This window comes from Streptomyces sp. NPDC086080 (assembly GCF_044540255.1).
GTDB lineage: Bacteria > Actinomycetota > Actinomycetes > Streptomycetales > Streptomycetaceae > Streptomyces.
In genome coordinates, this window is record NZ_JBITRU010000026.1 from 1 (window position 1) to 16,583 (window position 16,583).

Below are 16,583 nucleotides of genomic sequence, written 5' to 3' on the forward strand. Positions count from 1 at the left end.
GACCCCGGACACCACCCCACCCGCAGGCTCACCCGACACCAGAGCCCCAAGCCCCGCCGCATGCGAACCCACCACCACGGCCCGATGCTCAAAACACGCCCGCGTCGACACCAACGACCAACCCACACCCACCGGATCCGCCACACCCACCAACGGCAGCAACGCCCCGGCCTGACCCCGCAGAGCCGCAGCACTCCGCCCCGACAACACCCACGGAACCACCGGCAGTTCCGCACCCGAATCCGCCGCATCCCCCGTGGGCGCCTCGGAAAGAACCAGGTGGCAATTGGTGCCCCCCATCCCGAACGCGCTGACCCCGGCGATCCGGGGACGGCTCACGTCGGGCCACTCCATCGCGCGGTCCACGACGCGAAGGTTCAGTTCGTTCAGGGGGATGTCCGGGTTGGCTTCCTCGAAGTTCAGGCTTGCGGGGATGCGCCCGTGGGACAGTGCCAGCACCGTCTTGAGCAGACCGGTGGCGCCGGCGGCGGCCTCCAGGTGTCCCACGTTGGTCTTGACCGAGCCGACCAGCAGCGGATTGGTGTCCGCCCGGGGTGAGCCCAGGGCGGCGCCCAGCGCCGCGGCCTCGATCGGGTCGCCCACGGGGGTTCCGGTGCCGTGGAGTTCGACGTACTGCACGGCACCCGCCGGGATGCCGGCGGCCTCGTAGGCCTGGCGCAGGACGTCCGCCTGGGCCTGAGGGCTCGGGGTGGTCAGGTGCTCGGCCGTGCCGTCGTTGTTGACGGCGCCGCCGCGGAGGACACCGTAGACGCGGTCACCGGCGGCGATCGCGTCGGGGAGCAGCCGGAGTACGAGGACGACGCCGCCCTCACCCCGTACGAAGCCGTTGGCCCGGTGGTCGAAGGTGTAGCTGCGGCCGTCCGGTGAGAGGCCGCCGAACTGTTCGGCGGCGGTGCCGGTCTCGGCGGCGAGATTGAGATTGATGCCGCCCGCGAGGGCGAGGGTGGTCTCACCGCGGCGCAGGCTCTCCATCGCGGAGTGGACCGCGACGAGCGAGGACGCCTGGCCGGCGTCGATGACCAGGCTGGGCCCGCGCAGCCCGAAGAAGTGGGAGGTCCTGCCCGCGATGATGCCGCGGCTCACCCCGGGCATCGCGTGGTGGTTGAGTGCGGTGTGGCCCGCCCTGCCGAGGAGGAGTGCGTAGTCGTCGCGCATCGCGCCGACGAACACGCCGGTCGTGCTGTCGCGCAGGGCGTCGGCGACGATCCGGGCGTCCTCGATGGCCTCCCAGGCCAGTTCGAGCATCAGCCGCTGCTGAGGGTCGAGCACGGCGGCTTCGCGCGGGGTGATGCCGAAGAAGTCGGCGTCGAACCGGTCGACGTCGTCGATGAACGCGCCCCAGTTCCCGCCGGACGGTTGCCGTCCGGCGGGAACCCGGGTGACCGCGCTGTCCTCGTCGCACAGCAGTCGCCAGAAGGCGTCGGGGTCGGGGGCCCCGGGCAGCCGGCAGGCGAGTCCGACGATGGCCACCGGCTGGTTGGCGGTGGCGGTGCCGGGCTGGGCGGGGATGCTGGTGCGAGGGGTGTCCATGGGTCGCGAGGTCTCCATAGGGCGCGTTGCTCCCGCCTACTCCGCGATCTTGGTGAAGCCGGTCCAGCGGAAGATCCTCGGCCCCCGGCCGGCGCCGCCGGGTTCGTCGGCCGGCTCGAAGTGCTGGTAGCCGCCGTAGTACTCGATCTTGATCTTGTCCGGGGCGTTGGCCGTGTCGATGAGCACCGTCCGCCGGTCTGCCGGGAGGTCGTCGGGACCGCCGATCAAGGTGACGTTCACCATGCGCTCACCGGTCTCCTCGCCGATTCCGGTCATGGGGTACCCCTTCCGTGTCTCGTGGGTGAAGCGATGCGGTCCGCGCGCGCTCGCGGTGCGAACACGCGCCGTCGTGGGCGGCCGGTGGACCGTCCGGATGGTGGACCGTCCGGGCGGTGGACCGTCCGGGCGGGGGCGGCCCACCGCGTGCCGGTGGATGCCGTGGTCGTGGTGCTGTCGGTCGCGGTCAGTCCAGGCAGGCGCGCAGACAGGCGATGAGGCTGCGGGCCTGCACGTTGAGGTAGTGCCGGTGCTGGAGCAGCCAGGTGATCTGGGGCAGGGTCATCCAGCGGAAGCCGGGCGGCTCCTCGTCCGGGTGGTCGTCGCCCACTTCGATGATCGTGTACCGGCTGCGGGAGTGGTGGAAGCGGCCGCCTTCCTCCGACAACTCCGCGTCGAACAGCACACGACCGGTGTGGCGGTGGCGTTCGATGTCGCGGAGCTGTTCCCGCAGGGGGCCGGGCAGGTGGGCGTGGTTCTCCGGGGTGCCCTGGACGGTGGGGGCGAGTTCGATGGCGTCGAGGTAGCCGGGCTCGATGCGGGCACGGAGCAGGACGTGCGGCACCCCGTCGAACCGTTTGACCAGCATCGCGACCACGCCGACGCCGTGCGGTTCGATCAACGGCTGGGTCCAGCCGGACACTTCGCGGCTGTTGGCGACGACGTCGACGGCGATGACGTCGAAGAACACTCCGCGTTCGTGCGAGATGGACATGTCCGTCTGCCGCCAGCCGGGCAGGTCGCGCAGGCCCACGACGGTGGTGTCGACGTCGTGGACGGCCTGGTTGGCGGTGATCCAGCTGACGATCTCGGTGCGGGTGTGCAGGGCCGGGCCGTCCGTGTCGAAGCCGGGCAGGCAAGAGAGCACCGTGCGGGCGTCCATGTTCACCCGGTGGTCGATGCGCAGTTGTTGCTGCACCTGGCCCAGGGTCAGCCAGCAGAAGTCGTCCCCGGCCTCCACCTCGGGCCCGACCTCGACGACCATGTTGCGGTTGCGTTTGCGGTAGAACCAGGCGCCGTGCTCGGACTGGAGGACGTCGGCGACGACCCGGCGCGGTTCGGCGCGGGCGAAGTGCTCGACGTAGGGCACGGTCCGGCCGCGGTGCACTCCGGTGTAGTTGCTCTTGGTGGCCTGGACCGTGGGTGACAGCTGGACGCCGTGGGGGTTGCCGGGCTCCGCCTTGGCCTGCATGAGCAGGTGCAGGACCCCGTCGATCTCCCGTACGGCGATGCCCAGGAGTCCGATCTCCCGCTGGAGGATGATGGGCTGGGACCACTGCCGTACCGGGCCTTCGTCGACCTCGACCCGGAGGCCGGCCACCGAGAAGAACCGGCCGCTGTCGTGCACCAGGTTCCCGGTGTCCTCGGCGAACGACCAGTTGCGCAGCCGGCTGAACGGGATGCGGGTGACGTCGTGGACCTGGGCGGCGCCGCGTTCGGCGAACCATTTCTCGAACTGCTCGGGGCTGGTGGCCACACCGCCGGTGGCACGGGCCGACCGGGCGAGCCGCTCCCCCAGGTGTGGGTCCTCGTGACGCAGCACGCCGGGTCCGGTGGTCAGCGGCATGGTCCTCTCCCCCGTCGTGTGTTCGGTGGGGCGTTCGCACTCCGGTCGGGTCGACCGGGGCCTCGGCCCGTGGCGTCGCACACCAGGTGAACACGTCGGTGGGAGCTGTCCCAGGCGGAGCGGACCGATCTAGGTGTTCACTCAGATCCGTGCCGGGGGGAGTGCCGCGGGGACGGTCGGCGAACTTCCCTTGACCCAAGCGGCCGACAGGGAGTGTGCTCCCGCCTCCCCACTCGCCGGCCGTGTTCGCGATTCAGAGAGGCCGGGATGAACGACACCGATGTGTGGATACGACGCTACTTTCCGAGTGCCGATGCCGCGGTCCAGTTGGTCTGCCTGCCGCACGCGGGAGGCTCGGCGCCCTTCTACCGGCCGGTGGCGCAGGCGCTGAGCCCGCGGGTGGAGGTGCTCGCCGTCCAGTACCCGGGACGCCAGGACCGGCGCCACGAGCCGATGATCGACGACCTGGGGGTGCTCGCGGACCGGGTGTGCGAGGCGGTCGCGGCGGCCGTCGACCGTCCCTTCGCGCTGTTCGGGCACAGCATGGGCGCCACGCTGGCGTTCGAGACGGCGTCCCGGCTGGAGGGCCGTCAGATGTTCCCGATGCGGGTGTTCGCCTCCGGGCGGCGGGCGCCGTCGAGGGTCCGCGACGAGCGGGTGCATCTGCGTGACGACGACGGCATGGTGGCCGAACTGCGCGCGCTCAGCGGCACGGACCAGCGGATCTTCGGTGACGAGGAGATCCTTCGCATGGTGCTGCCCGCGATCCGCAACGACTACCGCGCCGCGGAGACGTACCGCTACACGCCCGGTCCCCGGCTGCGCTGTCCGATCACCGCTCTCACCGGCGACAGCGACCCCAAGGCGAGTCACGAGGAGGTGGACGCGTGGCGTGCGCACACCGCGGCCGCCTTCGAGCTGAAGACCTACCCCGGCGGGCACTTCTACCTCGTCGACCATGTCCCGGAGGTCCTGCGCGTCATCGACGAGCGGCTGAGCGAACCGGCCCTGCGATGACCGGGGAGCGGAGTGGAGTGATGACGCCGAAGCATGTCCTGGTCCTCCTGTTTCCCGGGTACGGCCATGTGAACCCGACGCTGGAGATCAGCCGCATGCTGATCGCGCTGGGCCACCGGGTCAGCTATGTCCTGGACGAGCGCCTGGCGGGACCGGTGGCGGCGGCCGGTGCCCGGACGGTGCCGTACACCTCGCGGCGCGGCCGGCTGGCTGGCGGTACGGGCACCGTGAGCGGGGAGGAGATCGCCGCGCTGGGCCTCACGTTCCTGCGGGAGTCGATGGAGGTGATCCTGCCGCTGACCCTGGAGGCGTTCGAGGACGACATACCGGACCTGGTCCTGTACGACCTGGAGAGCTTCTTCACCGCGCGCACCGCGGCCCGGCGCTGGGGCCGGCCCACCGCGCAACTGTTCCCGTACATCGCCACGAACGAGCACTATTCACTGAACCGGGAGGTCATGGCTGGGGCGGGTGAGAGCCTGGAGAAATCCGTCGAGTTGGTGGCGGACTTCCTGACCGGGGAGGGTGAGGGTCCGGACGCCGTCTGGCCGTTCCTGGCCAACTTCGACGAGCGCAACATCGTGCTGCTGCCGAGGGAACTGCAGCCCCACGGTGACACCTTCGACGAGAGGTACACCTTCACCGGGCACAGCCTGCCCGCCGACCGGCCCGGCACGGGTTCGTGGTCCCGCCCGGCCGGCGACGGTCCGGTGGCGCTGATCACGCTGGGCACGGAGGTGAACGATCGCCCGGACTTCTTCGAGACCTGCGGTGCCGCCTTCGCCGACGGCGGATGGCATCTGGTGGTGACGGTCGGCCCGGGCAACCTGCCTGCCGGCCGACCGGTGCCCGGCCATGTGGAGATGCACGAGTGGCTCGCGTTCAACACGGTTCTGCCGCATGTGTCGGCCGTGGTGTGCCACTCCGGCATGAGCACCATGCTGGAGTCCCTCTCCTTCGGTAAACCCCTGGTGGTCGTCACGTACACGCCCGAGGACCGGGTCAACGGCAGACGCGTCACCGCACTCGGTCTGGGCGTCGAGGTGCCCGGCACGGAGGCCACCGCCGAGCGGCTGCGCGCCGCGGTGGAACACGTGGTGAGCTCCCCGGACATCCGCCGCCGGGTCGCCCGGATGCGCATGAACCTGCTCGCGGCGGGCGGGCCGGCCCGCGCCGCGCGGGTGATCGACGACTGGCTGAACGAACCCTTCCCGACGTCTGGAGAATCCATGGAGCACACGGTCCCGTCCGGTGCGCCCGAGAGCGCGGGCACCTGATGACGTATGCCATCGAGACCGAAGGCCTGGTCAAGCACTTCGGCAAGGTCACCGCGCTGGGCGGACTGGACCTCGCGGCGCATCGGGGGACCGTGCTCGGCGTCCTCGGTCCGAACGGGGCGGGGAAGACGACCGCGGTGCGCATCCTGGCCTCGCTGATGCGGCCGGACGAGGGGACCGCCCGGGTCTGCGGCCACGACGTGGCCCGCGACCCCCACGAGGTCCGCCGGGTGATCGGTCTCACCGGCCAGTACGCGGCCGTCGACCAGGAACTCACCGGCTCGCAGAACGTCTTCATGGTGGCCAGGCTGCTGGGATTCAGCCGGGCCGACGCCCGGAGCCGGGCGGCACAGCTGCTGGAGCGGTTCGGGCTCGGACACGCGGCCGGACGCAAGGCGAGCACCTACTCGGGTGGCATGAGACGCCGGCTCGACCTCGCGGTCAGCCTGGTGGGTGACCCCGAGGTGCTGTACCTGGACGAGCCGACCACGGGTCTGGACCCGGAGAGCCGCTACGAACTGTGGGACATCGTCCGCGATCTGGTCGCGGACGGCTCGACGGTGCTGCTGACCACGCAGTACATGGACGAGGCCGACCGGCTCGCCGACGACATCGTGGTGATCGACGGGGGCGTGGCCATCGCCACCGGCACCCCCGAGGAGCTGAAGTCGAAGATCGACCGGCAGACGCTGGAGCTCCAGCCCGCCGACGACGGCCAGCTCGGGCGTGCCGCGCGGATCGTGGAGGAGCTCAGCGGCATCCGGCCGACGACGGAGGGCAAGCGGCTGCGGTTCCAGGTCAACGACTCGGCGCTGCCACCCGCGCTGCTGCGCCGGCTCGACGAGGCGGGCATCGAGGTCGTCGAGCTGGCGCTGCGCAGGCCCAGCCTCGACGAGGTGTTCCTGTCCCTGACCGGGAGCGGCAGGCGGACGGATCCGGCGTGGACAGTGGAGACGGAACGGAGCACGGCATGAGCACGATCGCCCGCACGCGACCAGGACACCGGCTGGGGATCGCGGCGACGACCCGGCACTGTCTGACCCTCGCGGGCCGCAACCTGCTGCACCTCAAGGCGAATCCGGGGGAGATCATCGGGTTCGCCGTCGTGCAGCCGCTGATGGTGATCGCGCTTTTGGTGTACGTCTTCGGCGGGGCCATCGCCGGAGACACCGAGACGTACCTCCAGTACGCCCTGCCGGGTCTGATCGTGCAGTCGTCGGTCACCTCCGTGCTCGCCACCGGTGCCGGACTGCACCAGGACATCAGCAACGGCGTGTTCGACCGGCTGCGCAGCCTGCCCATCGCCCGGATCGCGCCGCTGATGGGGCATCTGATCGGCAACATGGTGCGGGTCGCGGCCGGGGTGCTGATGCTGCTGGCCGTGGGCGCCGCGCAGGGCTTCGACGTGCACACCGGGTTCTGGTCCACCCTGGCCGGCCTGCTGCTGGCCACGCTGTTCGGAACGAGCCTGGCCTGGGCGTCGATGCTGGTCGGGCTGGCCGCCAAGTCCGCCACGACGGTCCACATGTTCAGCGGTGTGCTGCTGTTCCCGCTCACCTTCTGCAGCAACGTGTTCGTGCAGACCGACACCATGCCGGGCTGGCTCCAGTCGTGGGCGGACATCAACCCCATCTCGTACGAGGCGACGGCGCTGCGGGCGCTGATGACGGGCGGGCCGGTGGGTTCCTCGGTGTGGTGGACGCTCGGCTGGACCGCCGTGCTGACGGCCGTGTTCGCCCCGCTCGCCATGCGGGCGTACCGCAGACGGGTCTGAGGCGATCCGTACCGCTTGCCAAGGGAGAGGTAGTGATGAAGCACCGCACGGAAGACCTCGCGCTGTTCGGCGGGCCACCGGCGTTCCTGCACAACCGCCGCGTCGGCCGGCCGAACCAGGGCGACCGCGCACGGTTCCTGGAGCGGATGAACCGGGTTCTGGACAACGAGTGGCTGTCCAACATGGGCCCGCTCATGTATGAGTTCGAGGAGCGCGTCGCGCAGCTCGTGGGCGTACGGCACTGCGTCTCCCTGTGCAACGCGACGGTGGCGCTCCAGATGCTGGTCGGCGATGCCACCACCGGGGGTGCCCCGGACGACGAGGTGATCGTGCCGGCGCTGACGTTCCCCGCGACGGCGCACGCCGTGCGGTGGCGGGGCCTGCGGCCGGTCGTGTGCGACGTGAACCCGGTGACCGGCCTGATCGACCCGGACGCGGTGGAGGCGCTGATCACACCCCGCACCCGGGCGATCGTGGGTGTTCATCTGTGGGGGCAGCCGTGCGACGTGCTCCGCCTGGAGAAGATCGCCGAGAGCAACGGCCTGCGGCTGTTCTTCGACGCGGCCCCGGCGCTCGGCTGCACGCACGGCGACAGGCCCCTGGGCGGTTTCGGTCACGCGGAGGTCTTCAGCTTCCACGCGACGAAGGTCGTCAACGCCTTCGAGGGCGGCGCGATCGTCACCGACGACGACGCGCTCGCCGCACGCATGCGGGCGGTACGGAACTTCGGTTTCGGACCCGACGGGCTGGTCGAACTGCTCGGCACGAACGGCAAGCTGAGCGAGGCCGCGGCCGCGATGGGGCTCACCTCGCTGGACGCGCTCGAGGACAACATCGCCCACAACCGGGCCATGTACGAGGCGTACCTGGCCGCGCTCTCCGGTGTCCCGGGGGTGCGGGTGCTGGAGTACGACCCGCAGCACCGCAACAACCACCACTACATGATGATCAACGTGGAGGAACAGGGCGCCGGGGTGCACCGGGACCTGCTGCTGGAGGTGCTGCGCGCCGAGAACATCCTGGCCCAGCCCTACTTCCGCCAGGCCATGCATCAACTGCGCCCGTACGCCGACGAGTCGCCCGCCCCGCTTCCGCACGCGGAGCGGCTGTGCGGGCAGTTGCTGGCCCTGCCGACCGGCCCCGGGGTCAGCACCACCGACGTAGAGGTGATCGGCGACGTGGTACGGGCCGCGGTCGCCCTCTCCGGCGAGGTCACCGCGCGACGGCGCACGGAGCCGGCCGGCGCGACCGGAGCGTAGCGGGCACGACGGACAGGAGCGAGGAGAGGCCGCGATGGCAGCGACCACCACCACACCGGTCGGCAGGGTCAGGCCCAGCCGGCTCATCGATCTGGAACAGCACAAGGACGAACGCGGCTGCATATCGGTCGTCGAGTCGGAGAGGACCGCCGATTTCCCCATCCGGCGCGTGTACTACCTGCACGACCTGACGGACGGCACCTCCCGGGGCGGGCACGCCCACCGCGAGCTGGAGCAGCTGTTCATCGCCGCCCACGGCAGCTTCACCATCAGGATCGACGACGGCTTCCAGCAGGCCGAGCACCGTCTGGACAGTCCGTCGACGGCGCTCTACGTCGGTCCGATGGTGTGGCGGGACCTCAGCGACTTCTCACCCGGCGGGGTCTGTCTGGTCCTGGCCTCGCACCACTACGACGAGGCGGACTACTACCGCGGGTACGAGGACTTCCTGTTGGACAGCCGGAGCCTGGTATGACCGAAATCCCGTTCTTCGACCTGCGCGAACTGCACGCGGCCACCGGCACACAGGAGGAGATCGATCTGGCCGTGCTGCGGGTGTCCCGCTCCGGCCGCTACATTCTGGGTGCCGAACTGGACGCCTTCGAGGCGGCTTTCGCGGCGTACTGCGACAACGCGCACTGCGTGGCGACGGGCAGCGGTTTCTCCGCTCTCGAACTGGCGCTCAGGGCGACGGGGGTGGGCCCGGGCGACGAGGTGATCGTGCCCGCGCACACCTATGTCGCCACCTGGTTCGCCGTGTCGGCGACCGGTGCCCGCCCGGTGCCCGTGGAGCCGGCCGAGGACTCCTTCCTGCTCGACACGGACTTGCTGGAGGCGGCCGTCACCGAACGCACCCGCGCGGTACTGCCGGTGCACCTGTACGGGCACCCGGTCGACCTGGACGCGGTCGGCCGGTTCGCCGGGCGGCACGGGATCGCGGTGGTCGAGGACGCGGCCCAGGCGCACGGCGCCCGGCACCGCGGCCGGCGGGTGGGCAGCGGCCATGCCGTGGCCTTCAGCTTCTATCCCGGCAAGAACCTCGGCGCCCTGGGCGACGGCGGCGCCGTCCTCACCGACGACGCGGAACTGGCCGACCGATTACGGCTGCTGCGCAACTACGGCTCCCGCCAGAAGTACGTGCATGAGGTGCAGGGATTCAACTCCCGTCTAAACGAGATCCAGGCCGCGGTGCTCGCCGCGAAACTACCTCACCTCGACAGCTGGAACGAGCGGCGCCGCGCCGTCGCCCGGCGCTACACGGAGGCGTTCGCCGCGCTGCCCGGCATCGTCGTTCCGAGGGTGGCGCCCTGGGCGGAGCCCGTCTGGCACCAGTACGTGCTGCGCGCCTCGCACCGTACGGCACTGCGCGAACGGCTTCAGGAGGCGGGCGTGGCAACCCTGATCCATTATCCGGTGGCGAACCACCGCACACCCGCATACGCCGGTCAGCGGATCACCCCGCCCGGTGGCCTGCCCCGGGCCGAACGGCTGGCGCAGGAGGTGCTGAGTCTGCCCATCGGTCCCCACCTGACCGACGAGACCGTCGAGCGGGTCGTCGACGCCGTACGCACCGCGGCGCTGGACCTCGCCGCAACCGGGTCCCGGTAGGCGTCCGCAGATGTCCGGCCGGACGCTCAGGCCTTCTGGCCGTCCGCGCGCGGGCCGGTCCGTGTCGCGCGCACCCACCCGAGGAAGGCCTCCGCCCCGTCGACGACTGCTTCGAAGCGCAGTGAATGGAACAGGTCGAACGAGTGTTGCGCACCGGGGAGTTCGGCGTACACCACGGGACCGGTCGACGCGGCGCGCAGCGCCCGGGCGAAGGCACGGGCGTTCTCGACGGGCACCAGGGTGTCCTTGTCGCCGTGCGTCAGGAAGAACGGTGGCGCGTCCGCCCGCAGGTACGCCCACGGCGTGGAGGGCGGCCGGTTCTCGGTCACCGCGGGACCGTAGTAGCCGTACAGGGAGACGGCGGCGGCGACCGAGGTGTCCGCCTGCTCGAAACCCGGCTGGAAGACGGGGTCGCCGGGGGTCAGTGCGGCCATGCACGCCATGTGGCCTCCCGCGGAACTGCCCGCGACGACCAGTGTCGACGGGTCGGCGCCGTACGCCCGGCCGTGCTCCCGCACCCAGGCGATCACCTTCTTGGCGTCGACGAGGTGGTCGGGGAACCTGGCGTCGGGCATCAGGCGGTAGTTCGCGCTCACGCACACCCAGCCCCGGCTCGCCAGCCGGTAGAGCAGGGGACGCGCCTCGCGGTCCTTTCGGCCGCTGGAGAAGCCGCCACCATGGAAATAGACCAGCGTGGGGGCGCCCTCGGGTCGGGAGCGGTGACGGTAGATGTCGAGCAGGTTGCGGCGGCTCGCTTCTCCGTAGCGGATGTCCGCGACCCGTTCGACGTCCCGGCGACGCACGAGGAACGGCCGGAGCAGGATGCGGGCGAGCGGAGGACGACGGCGCAGGCGGGCGGCGGTGCCGGGGTCGAGGGCGGAGCGCCAGCCGACCCCCAGGCCCTCGCTCAGGGCGTCCTCGACCACCGGGCGCGCCCGCAGCCCCCGGCGGATCACGACCCCCAGCGCGGCCGTGGTGAGAACGGCCGCCCCGAGCACGGCCCGGCCACCGGGAGAGGCGGTATCGCCCTGGGCGAGCGCCGGCAGGGTCGAGGCGAGGATCCAGTAGAGGCCGAGGAACGGCAGTTCGTTGAGCACCAGGCCGAAGCGGAAACTCAGGGCACCCATCAGCCGTGGCCGGCGCGGGGCGACCGCGGCGAAGAGTGTGCACCACGTGACGAGGGCGGTCGCCATCAAGTATCCGATCGGCATGCCCTGAACTGTATCAACGCCACTGTTTCGACAGTTAGTTGTTTCCCTAGTCGGTCAGAAATCCATGCCCTGGACTGGTGTTCGCGTGGATACGCTGCGGCGGACATTCACCATGATATTCTGCGGAGGGGCGAACGTGGCGGAGTATGTCGAATTGGGCGGCAACCTGAAGGTCTACACACAGAGCCCGCTCGAAGCGCAGTACATCTACGACGAGATATTCGAGCAGGGCTGTTACGACGGGATCGAACTCGCCGAGCGGCCTCTCGTTTTCGACATCGGCGGGAACATCGGAATGTTCGTCCTGTTCATCAAGAACAAGTACCCGGACGCCGAAGTGGTCTCCTTCGAACCGATGCCGGATTCCATCGAACTCTTCGGTGCGAACATGGCCCTGCACGGTCTCGACGACGTCACCCTGCACCGCACGGCACTCGGCAGCGTGCCGGAATCCGGGGTCACCTTCTCCTTCTTCCCCATGCTTCCGGCCAACTCGACCAGATATCCGGAGATCAAGGAATTACCGAAGGCGCAGATGGCCGAGAAGGTGGACCGGGCGCTGGTGGAGCAGATCTATCACGCCGAGAAGGTGACCGTCGACGTCGAGCGGCTCGCGGCGTTCCTCCCCGAGGACCGCCACGTCGATCTGCTCAAGGTCGACGTGGAGGGCGCCGAGGCCGACGTGCTGCTGGGTATCGATGATTCCCAGTGGTCACGGATCCGCCGGGTGGTCGTCGAAGTAGCCGATCTCGACGGGCAGTTGGATCGCGTATGCGGCATCCTGCGTAAGGCCGGCTTCGATGTCGTTCCACAGCGGGCCCCTCTCACCGAGGAGGAGAACCGCTACTACATGGTGCACGCGGCACGCCACTGACCCTTTCGCTTTGGCTCCTGACTTCGCTCCTGCTTCCACCTCGGTGCCGGCCGCCATCCGAGTCGGCCCCTTCCCACCCCGGCCCCTTCCCCCGTCGGCCCTTTCCCCCTGTCGAGGTAACAGCGTGGCTCTCGCATCCGTCTTCGGTACCAATCTCTTCCACTACGACCCCAAGGGTGTCGTCGAGTTCTACGAGGCGTACCCGGCGGTCCGTGCCTCTTTCGAACAGGCCGCCCGGTGGACGGAACTGGAGGTCGAGCCGCTGCTGTACCAGAACGGCACGTACGAGAACGAGACGCTGCGTATCCGGGCGGTCTCGGTGGGACTTGCCGCGGCGCAGCTCGGCATCCAGGACGTCCTCGCCGACAAGGGGCTGCTGCCCGACGTGGTGGGCGGGCTCAGCCTCGGCGGTCTCGTGGCGAGTTGCGTGGCCGGCGCGGTCGAGCGGCAGGACCTGATGCGGATGCTGGCCGAGGCGGACCACGACCCCGAGCCGGCCGACGCCGGCCGGCCCGAGGGCCTCGCCTCGGCCTACCTGACCCCGGGCTTCGACCCCGACCGCTACTACGGGGAGCGGCGCGAGGGGGTCTTCCTGAGTGCCGACTTCGGCTACGACGCGCAGGGCAGGGTCCGGATCACCATGCTCAGCGGGTACCGCGACGCGCTGGAGAAACTGGCCGCGGAGGAGCCGGAAGGCCTCGTCAACGTCACCGAGGGTGCCGACCTCGCCGTGCACAGCCCGCTGCGGGAGCACCTGCGGGAAGTGACCCGCGCCCAGGTCGCGCCGGTCGTGTTCCAGGACCCGAGGCTGCCGCTGTGCTCGTGTCTGGAACAGCGCACCCTCGGCACGGCCGAGGAGGTGCGTGAGATGTTCGTGGACAACGTGGTGAAGCCGATCAGCCTGGTCCATCTGAACGAGGAGCTGCGGCGGCACGAGACGGAACTCGCCCTGGTGGTGGGCCCCTCCCCCGTCATGAACGCGCTGCGGTACCCGTTCCCGGCGGTCTTCGTGGACTCACCCGCGGCCGTGGCCCAGGCGGTGGCAGCCGTCTTCGAGCACGGCGTACGCCTGCGCCGCGCCTGAGACCGGGACCGGCTCCGGGCCCACGGACGGGGGCAGGACAAGAGGCGGGGACAGGGGACGGGGGACGGGGGACGGGGGACGGCACAGCGTGCTAATAGAGGCCTTCGGGCCGGTCCGCGGAGACCTGGAGGGGCTGGACGTTGGCGACTCCGTCGCAGGGCCAGTCGGGCGAGGCGCGGTGGCGGATCGCCTGGTCGCGTTCGAGGACGTTGGGCAGGAAGAGGTCCTCCTGGAGCACGGTGAGCCGCACCCGGCCGACCTCGCCGTACTCCACGACCCGCATCGGGTCGTCCTTGTCGACGACGGCCATCGTCGTGTGCGGGAAGCCCGGTACGTACGGCAGGGTGGCCCCGCCGTCGGGCGAGGGCAGACCGTAGCCGTTGCCGAAGGTGTTGCCGTAGGTCGTGCCGATCACCCCGTTCGGCATGGCCGCGGCAAGCTTGCGGTAGGCGTCCGGGGTGAACTGCGTGCCGCCGAGGGCGACACCGCGCAGGGCGGCCACCAGGTCGGGGCGGCGGTTGATCAGGGCCTGCACGGTCGCGGGGGTGGTGCGCAGGTAGTCGACCGGGCGGGTGCCGAGAACGTCGACGATCTGGTCGGTCACATGGTCGACGTACTCCTGCATCTCGGCGAGCCGGCCGCCTCGGATGAGGGTCTTGATCCAGCGGGGGTCCAGGTCGATGGCGTAGACGGTCGAGCCGAAGATCTCGGCCAGGTGGTTGAGTTCCTGGCCGACGACATGGGGACCGCTGGGCCCGGCGTCGAGCCAGACCCGCCCGGGTTCGAAGCCGGCCGTCTCGCGGCCGCGCTGGTGCCAGGCGGTCCACTGGAGTGCCATCGCCTCGGTGTAGAAGACGCGGCAGGGCCTGCCTGTGGTGCCGCCCGACTCGAAGACGCGTCCCCGCAGCGGCCGGGGCACGCTCCGCGGCACGAGATCGGCCGGGTCGAGGTCCCGCAGCAGTGCCAGGTCGAAGGAGCCGAACGTGGACAGCTCGTCGTAGCGGGAGATCTCCAGGGGGTCGAAGCCGAGGTCGGAGCGCTGCTTCAGCCAGTACGCCGAGCCGCCCTCCGGGTCGAAGTGACGCCGCAGCACATGTCGTGTCCAGGCATCGAGATCCTGCGCCAGCCAGCCGTCGGTCAACGCCCTCAGCGTCTCCGTGCGCATCTTCACCAACATGGCGTCAGTATCCGGGCGGCACAGTGGGGGATTCCTTAGAGCGCGGCTCGCCCGGCGGCGCGGGCGCTTGACCGGTCCGACGACAGGGTCGGGCCCGGCGGGGAAGCCGCCGGGCCCGACGCGATGTCACCTGTGCTCAACTGCCCATCGGCCAGGGCACGTCCGGCGACAGGTAGTAGTTCACCCGCGCCTCGCGCAGCCGCGGGCCCTGAGCGGCCAGCCGCCGCTTGAAGGTGTCCCAGTCGTGCGCCGACGCCTTCGCCCAGCCGATCTCCGCGACCGACAGCAGCCGCGGGAAGGCGAGGTTCTCCAACTGGTTGATCCCGAACACCGTCTCGGTCCACATCGTCGCCTCGACACCGGCGATCGCGTTCGCGGGAAGACCGGCGATCTGCTCCTCCGGCTTCCAGTCGTAGGACTTCTCCACGGTGGACGTGCCGGCCCAGGAGTTGCCCACCGGGTACTCGGGCAGCTCGGCCGTGTACTTCATGTCGAGGTACGTGTGGGAGGCCGGCGCCATGACGACCTTGCCGCCCGCCTCGGCGGCGGAGATCATCTGCCCGTCGTTGAGGCCCGGGGCCCAGACCTCGGTCATCGACCCCGACGGGGTCAGCGAACCCGCCGACTCCTGCCAGCCGAAGACCTTCTTGCCGTGCTTCTCGACGAGCTTCTCGACCTTCTCGAAATAGCCGTCCAGCTCCTCCTGCGTCCGGCCGGCGGCCTCGTCGCCGCCGATGTGGAGGTACGGGCCTGGCGTGAGGTCGGCGAGCTCACCGATGACGACGTCGAGGAACTCGTACGTGTCCGGATCGTCGAGGCACAGCGCGCCCTCCTCGCTCTGGATCCAGCCGGTGTACGGCTCCGGCGCGGTGCCGTCGCAGTTCAGCTCGTCGTAGGAGGCCAGGGCCGCGTGCGAGTGGTTGGGCCCCTCGATTTCGGGGACCACCGTGACACCGCGCGCCCAGGCGTACCGGACGAGTTCGCGGTACTCCTCCTGCGTGTAGGAGCCGCCCATCATGCCGCCGACGCCGGAGCTGCCGCCGACCTCGGTCAGCTTCGGCCGCTCCTTGATCTCGATGCGCCAGCCCTGGTCGTCGGTGAGGTGCAGATGCAGGTAGTTGATCTTGTAGCGGGCAATGGCGTCGATGTACTTCTTCACGTTCGCCACCGGCAGGAAGTGCCGGGCCACGTCGAGCATGGCACCGCGGTAGGCGTAGCGCGGCGCGTCGGCGATGCGGCCGGCCTGGACCCGCCAGGGACCCGGCATCCGCTGCTGCCGCTCGACCTTGACCGGGAACAGCTGACGCAGGGTGGCGATCCCGTTGAGGAGTCCCGCCCGGTCGTCGGCCCGGATGGTGACGGCCCGGGAGGTGACGTCCAGCTGGTAGCCCTCGGTCCTGGTGACCGAGTTGGCCCCGCCCAGGGCCAGCACGATGCCCTCCGGCTCGGCGCCGGCCCGGAGCGTGCGCACCGGCAGGTCGTAGCCGGTGGGCTTGCGCAGCAGGCCGGCCAGGAACGCGGCGGCCGCCCTGGCGTCCGCCGAGCCGTCGGTCGCGTAGATCGCGTCGTCCGGGCCGAGGGCGAAGGAGCCCTGCGCGGTGCGGACCTCAGCGGGCAGCGGGACCACCTTGGCGAGCGGTACGGCACCCGGCGTCCCCGAGGGCCCGCCGAGCGACGGCGTCGCCGCGGAGAGGGAGGCGGTGACCGCCACCACGACCCCGAGGACCGTGACTTTCGTACGCCGGGAGCCAAGGCGCCTCGGCGGTTTCGCTCTTGCCTTCATGTGTGACCGTGTCCTTCTGTCGAAGCTCGATGGTGTCCTGAACCCATCGGCGATCAGCTTGGCGAACTCGGTCCAGTGGGAGCCCTAGTCTTTACGGTCCAGTGGGAGCCCTAGTCTTCGCGCCA

At 70.4% G+C, this 16,583-nt stretch carries 15 protein-coding genes; 9 read left to right on the forward strand and 6 right to left on the reverse strand.

Translation table 11 applies throughout. The features are described 5' to 3' along the window. The 3 genes from ACIF9R_RS26610 to ACIF9R_RS26620 all read right to left on the reverse strand — a co-directional run. Positions 1-1,551: beta-ketoacyl synthase N-terminal-like domain-containing protein (locus tag ACIF9R_RS26610; protein ID WP_399984880.1), on the reverse strand; the 1,551-nt coding region annotated here is incomplete at its 3' end. Between the two features lie 36 nt (positions 1,552-1,587). After that, positions 1,588-1,827 carry a DUF5988 family protein gene (locus ACIF9R_RS26615; RefSeq protein ID WP_399984882.1) on the reverse strand — a complete coding sequence of 80 codons (240 nt, stop codon included), beginning with the start codon at positions 1,825-1,827 and terminating at the stop codon, positions 1,588-1,590. A 187-nt stretch (positions 1,828-2,014) separates the two neighbouring features. Continuing rightward, complete coding sequence (locus ACIF9R_RS26620) at positions 2,015-3,394, reverse strand: NDP-hexose 2,3-dehydratase family protein (protein ID WP_399984884.1); 1,380 nt, start codon at positions 3,392-3,394, stop codon at positions 2,015-2,017. 267 nt (positions 3,395-3,661) lie between these two features. Between ACIF9R_RS26620 and ACIF9R_RS26625 the strand changes: the two genes are divergently transcribed. Genes ACIF9R_RS26625 through ACIF9R_RS26655 form a run of 7 tightly spaced genes read left to right on the forward strand, consistent with a single transcriptional unit; the run spans position 3,662 to position 10,329 of the window. Further along, positions 3,662-4,411, forward strand: coding sequence for a thioesterase II family protein (locus tag ACIF9R_RS26625; RefSeq protein ID WP_399984885.1), 750 nt, complete (start codon positions 3,662-3,664; stop codon positions 4,409-4,411). Positions 4,412-4,431: 20 nt separating this feature from the next. Beyond that, positions 4,432-5,688: a macrolide family glycosyltransferase gene (locus ACIF9R_RS26630; protein ID WP_399984886.1), complete on the forward strand. Its 1,257-nt coding sequence runs from the start codon at positions 4,432-4,434 to the stop codon at positions 5,686-5,688. Further along, positions 5,688-6,662 carry an ATP-binding cassette domain-containing protein gene (locus ACIF9R_RS26635; RefSeq protein ID WP_399984887.1) on the forward strand — a complete coding sequence of 325 codons (975 nt, stop codon included), beginning with the start codon at positions 5,688-5,690 and terminating at the stop codon, positions 6,660-6,662. Before ACIF9R_RS26630 ends, ACIF9R_RS26635 begins: the two co-directional genes overlap by 1 nt. Then, on the forward strand, positions 6,659-7,462 hold the full coding sequence (locus ACIF9R_RS26640) for an ABC transporter permease (protein WP_399984889.1): 804 nt from the start codon (positions 6,659-6,661) through the stop codon (positions 7,460-7,462). The genes ACIF9R_RS26635 and ACIF9R_RS26640 overlap by 4 nt, the downstream gene beginning before the upstream one ends. A gap of 35 nt (positions 7,463-7,497) precedes the next feature. Then, a complete protein-coding gene (locus ACIF9R_RS26645; protein WP_399984891.1) occupies positions 7,498-8,721 on the forward strand; it encodes an aminotransferase class I/II-fold pyridoxal phosphate-dependent enzyme in 1,224 nt (407 codons plus the stop codon). 34 nt (positions 8,722-8,755) lie between these two features. Continuing rightward, entirely contained in the window at positions 8,756-9,196 is a 441-nt protein-coding gene (locus ACIF9R_RS26650) for a sugar 3,4-ketoisomerase (protein WP_399984893.1), read from the forward strand. Then, positions 9,193-10,329 carry a DegT/DnrJ/EryC1/StrS family aminotransferase gene (locus ACIF9R_RS26655; RefSeq protein WP_399984894.1) on the forward strand — a complete coding sequence of 379 codons (1,137 nt, stop codon included), beginning with the start codon at positions 9,193-9,195 and terminating at the stop codon, positions 10,327-10,329. The genes ACIF9R_RS26650 and ACIF9R_RS26655 overlap by 4 nt, the downstream gene beginning before the upstream one ends. Before the next feature lie 26 nt (positions 10,330-10,355). On the opposite strand, the gene ACIF9R_RS26660 is transcribed toward ACIF9R_RS26655, so the two are convergent. Next, complete coding sequence (locus ACIF9R_RS26660; RefSeq protein WP_399984896.1) at positions 10,356-11,540, reverse strand: alpha/beta hydrolase; 1,185 nt, start codon at positions 11,538-11,540, stop codon at positions 10,356-10,358. 136 nt (positions 11,541-11,676) lie between these two features. On the opposite strand from ACIF9R_RS26660, the gene ACIF9R_RS26665 reads away from it, so the two are divergent. Together ACIF9R_RS26665 and ACIF9R_RS26670 are read left to right on the forward strand one after the other, a co-directional pair. Beyond that, a complete protein-coding gene (locus ACIF9R_RS26665) occupies positions 11,677-12,414 on the forward strand; it encodes an FkbM family methyltransferase (RefSeq protein WP_399984898.1) in 738 nt (245 codons plus the stop codon). Between the two features lie 124 nt (positions 12,415-12,538). Beyond that, complete coding sequence (locus tag ACIF9R_RS26670; protein ID WP_399984899.1) at positions 12,539-13,498, forward strand: ACP S-malonyltransferase; 960 nt, start codon at positions 12,539-12,541, stop codon at positions 13,496-13,498. Positions 13,499-13,589: 91 nt separating this feature from the next. Here ACIF9R_RS26670 and ACIF9R_RS26675 read toward each other — a convergent pair whose 3' ends face one another. Both ACIF9R_RS26675 and ACIF9R_RS26680 read right to left on the reverse strand, forming a co-directional pair. Beyond that, positions 13,590-14,675 (reverse strand): arylcarboxylate reductase, encoded by a 1,086-nt coding sequence (locus tag ACIF9R_RS26675; RefSeq protein WP_399984900.1) that lies wholly within the window; start codon positions 14,673-14,675, stop codon positions 13,590-13,592. Between the two features lie 136 nt (positions 14,676-14,811). Then, complete coding sequence (locus ACIF9R_RS26680; protein ID WP_399984901.1) at positions 14,812-16,458, reverse strand: beta-N-acetylhexosaminidase; 1,647 nt, start codon at positions 16,456-16,458, stop codon at positions 14,812-14,814. Between the last annotated feature and the right edge of the window lie 125 nt (positions 16,459-16,583).

Coding starts and splice junctions, on each gene's coding strand:
- ACIF9R_RS26615 (WP_399984882.1), bottom strand. CDS start 1,827: ATGACCGGAATCGGCGAGGAGACCGGTGAGCGCATGGTGAACGTCACC.
- ACIF9R_RS26620 (WP_399984884.1), bottom strand. CDS start 3,394: ATGCCGCTGACCACCGGACCCGGCGTGCTGCGTCACGAGGACCCACAC.
- ACIF9R_RS26625 (WP_399984885.1), top strand. CDS start 3,662: ATGAACGACACCGATGTGTGGATACGACGCTACTTTCCGAGTGCCGAT.
- ACIF9R_RS26630 (WP_399984886.1), top strand. CDS start 4,432: ATGACGCCGAAGCATGTCCTGGTCCTCCTGTTTCCCGGGTACGGCCAT.
- ACIF9R_RS26635 (WP_399984887.1), top strand. CDS start 5,688: ATGACGTATGCCATCGAGACCGAAGGCCTGGTCAAGCACTTCGGCAAG.
- ACIF9R_RS26640 (WP_399984889.1), top strand. CDS start 6,659: ATGAGCACGATCGCCCGCACGCGACCAGGACACCGGCTGGGGATCGCG.
- ACIF9R_RS26645 (WP_399984891.1), top strand. CDS start 7,498: ATGAAGCACCGCACGGAAGACCTCGCGCTGTTCGGCGGGCCACCGGCG.
- ACIF9R_RS26650 (WP_399984893.1), top strand. CDS start 8,756: ATGGCAGCGACCACCACCACACCGGTCGGCAGGGTCAGGCCCAGCCGG.
- ACIF9R_RS26655 (WP_399984894.1), top strand. CDS start 9,193: ATGACCGAAATCCCGTTCTTCGACCTGCGCGAACTGCACGCGGCCACC.
- ACIF9R_RS26660 (WP_399984896.1), bottom strand. CDS start 11,540: ATGCCGATCGGATACTTGATGGCGACCGCCCTCGTCACGTGGTGCACA.
- ACIF9R_RS26675 (WP_399984900.1), bottom strand. CDS start 14,675: ATGTTGGTGAAGATGCGCACGGAGACGCTGAGGGCGTTGACCGACGGC.
- ACIF9R_RS26680 (WP_399984901.1), bottom strand. CDS start 16,458: ATGAAGGCAAGAGCGAAACCGCCGAGGCGCCTTGGCTCCCGGCGTACG.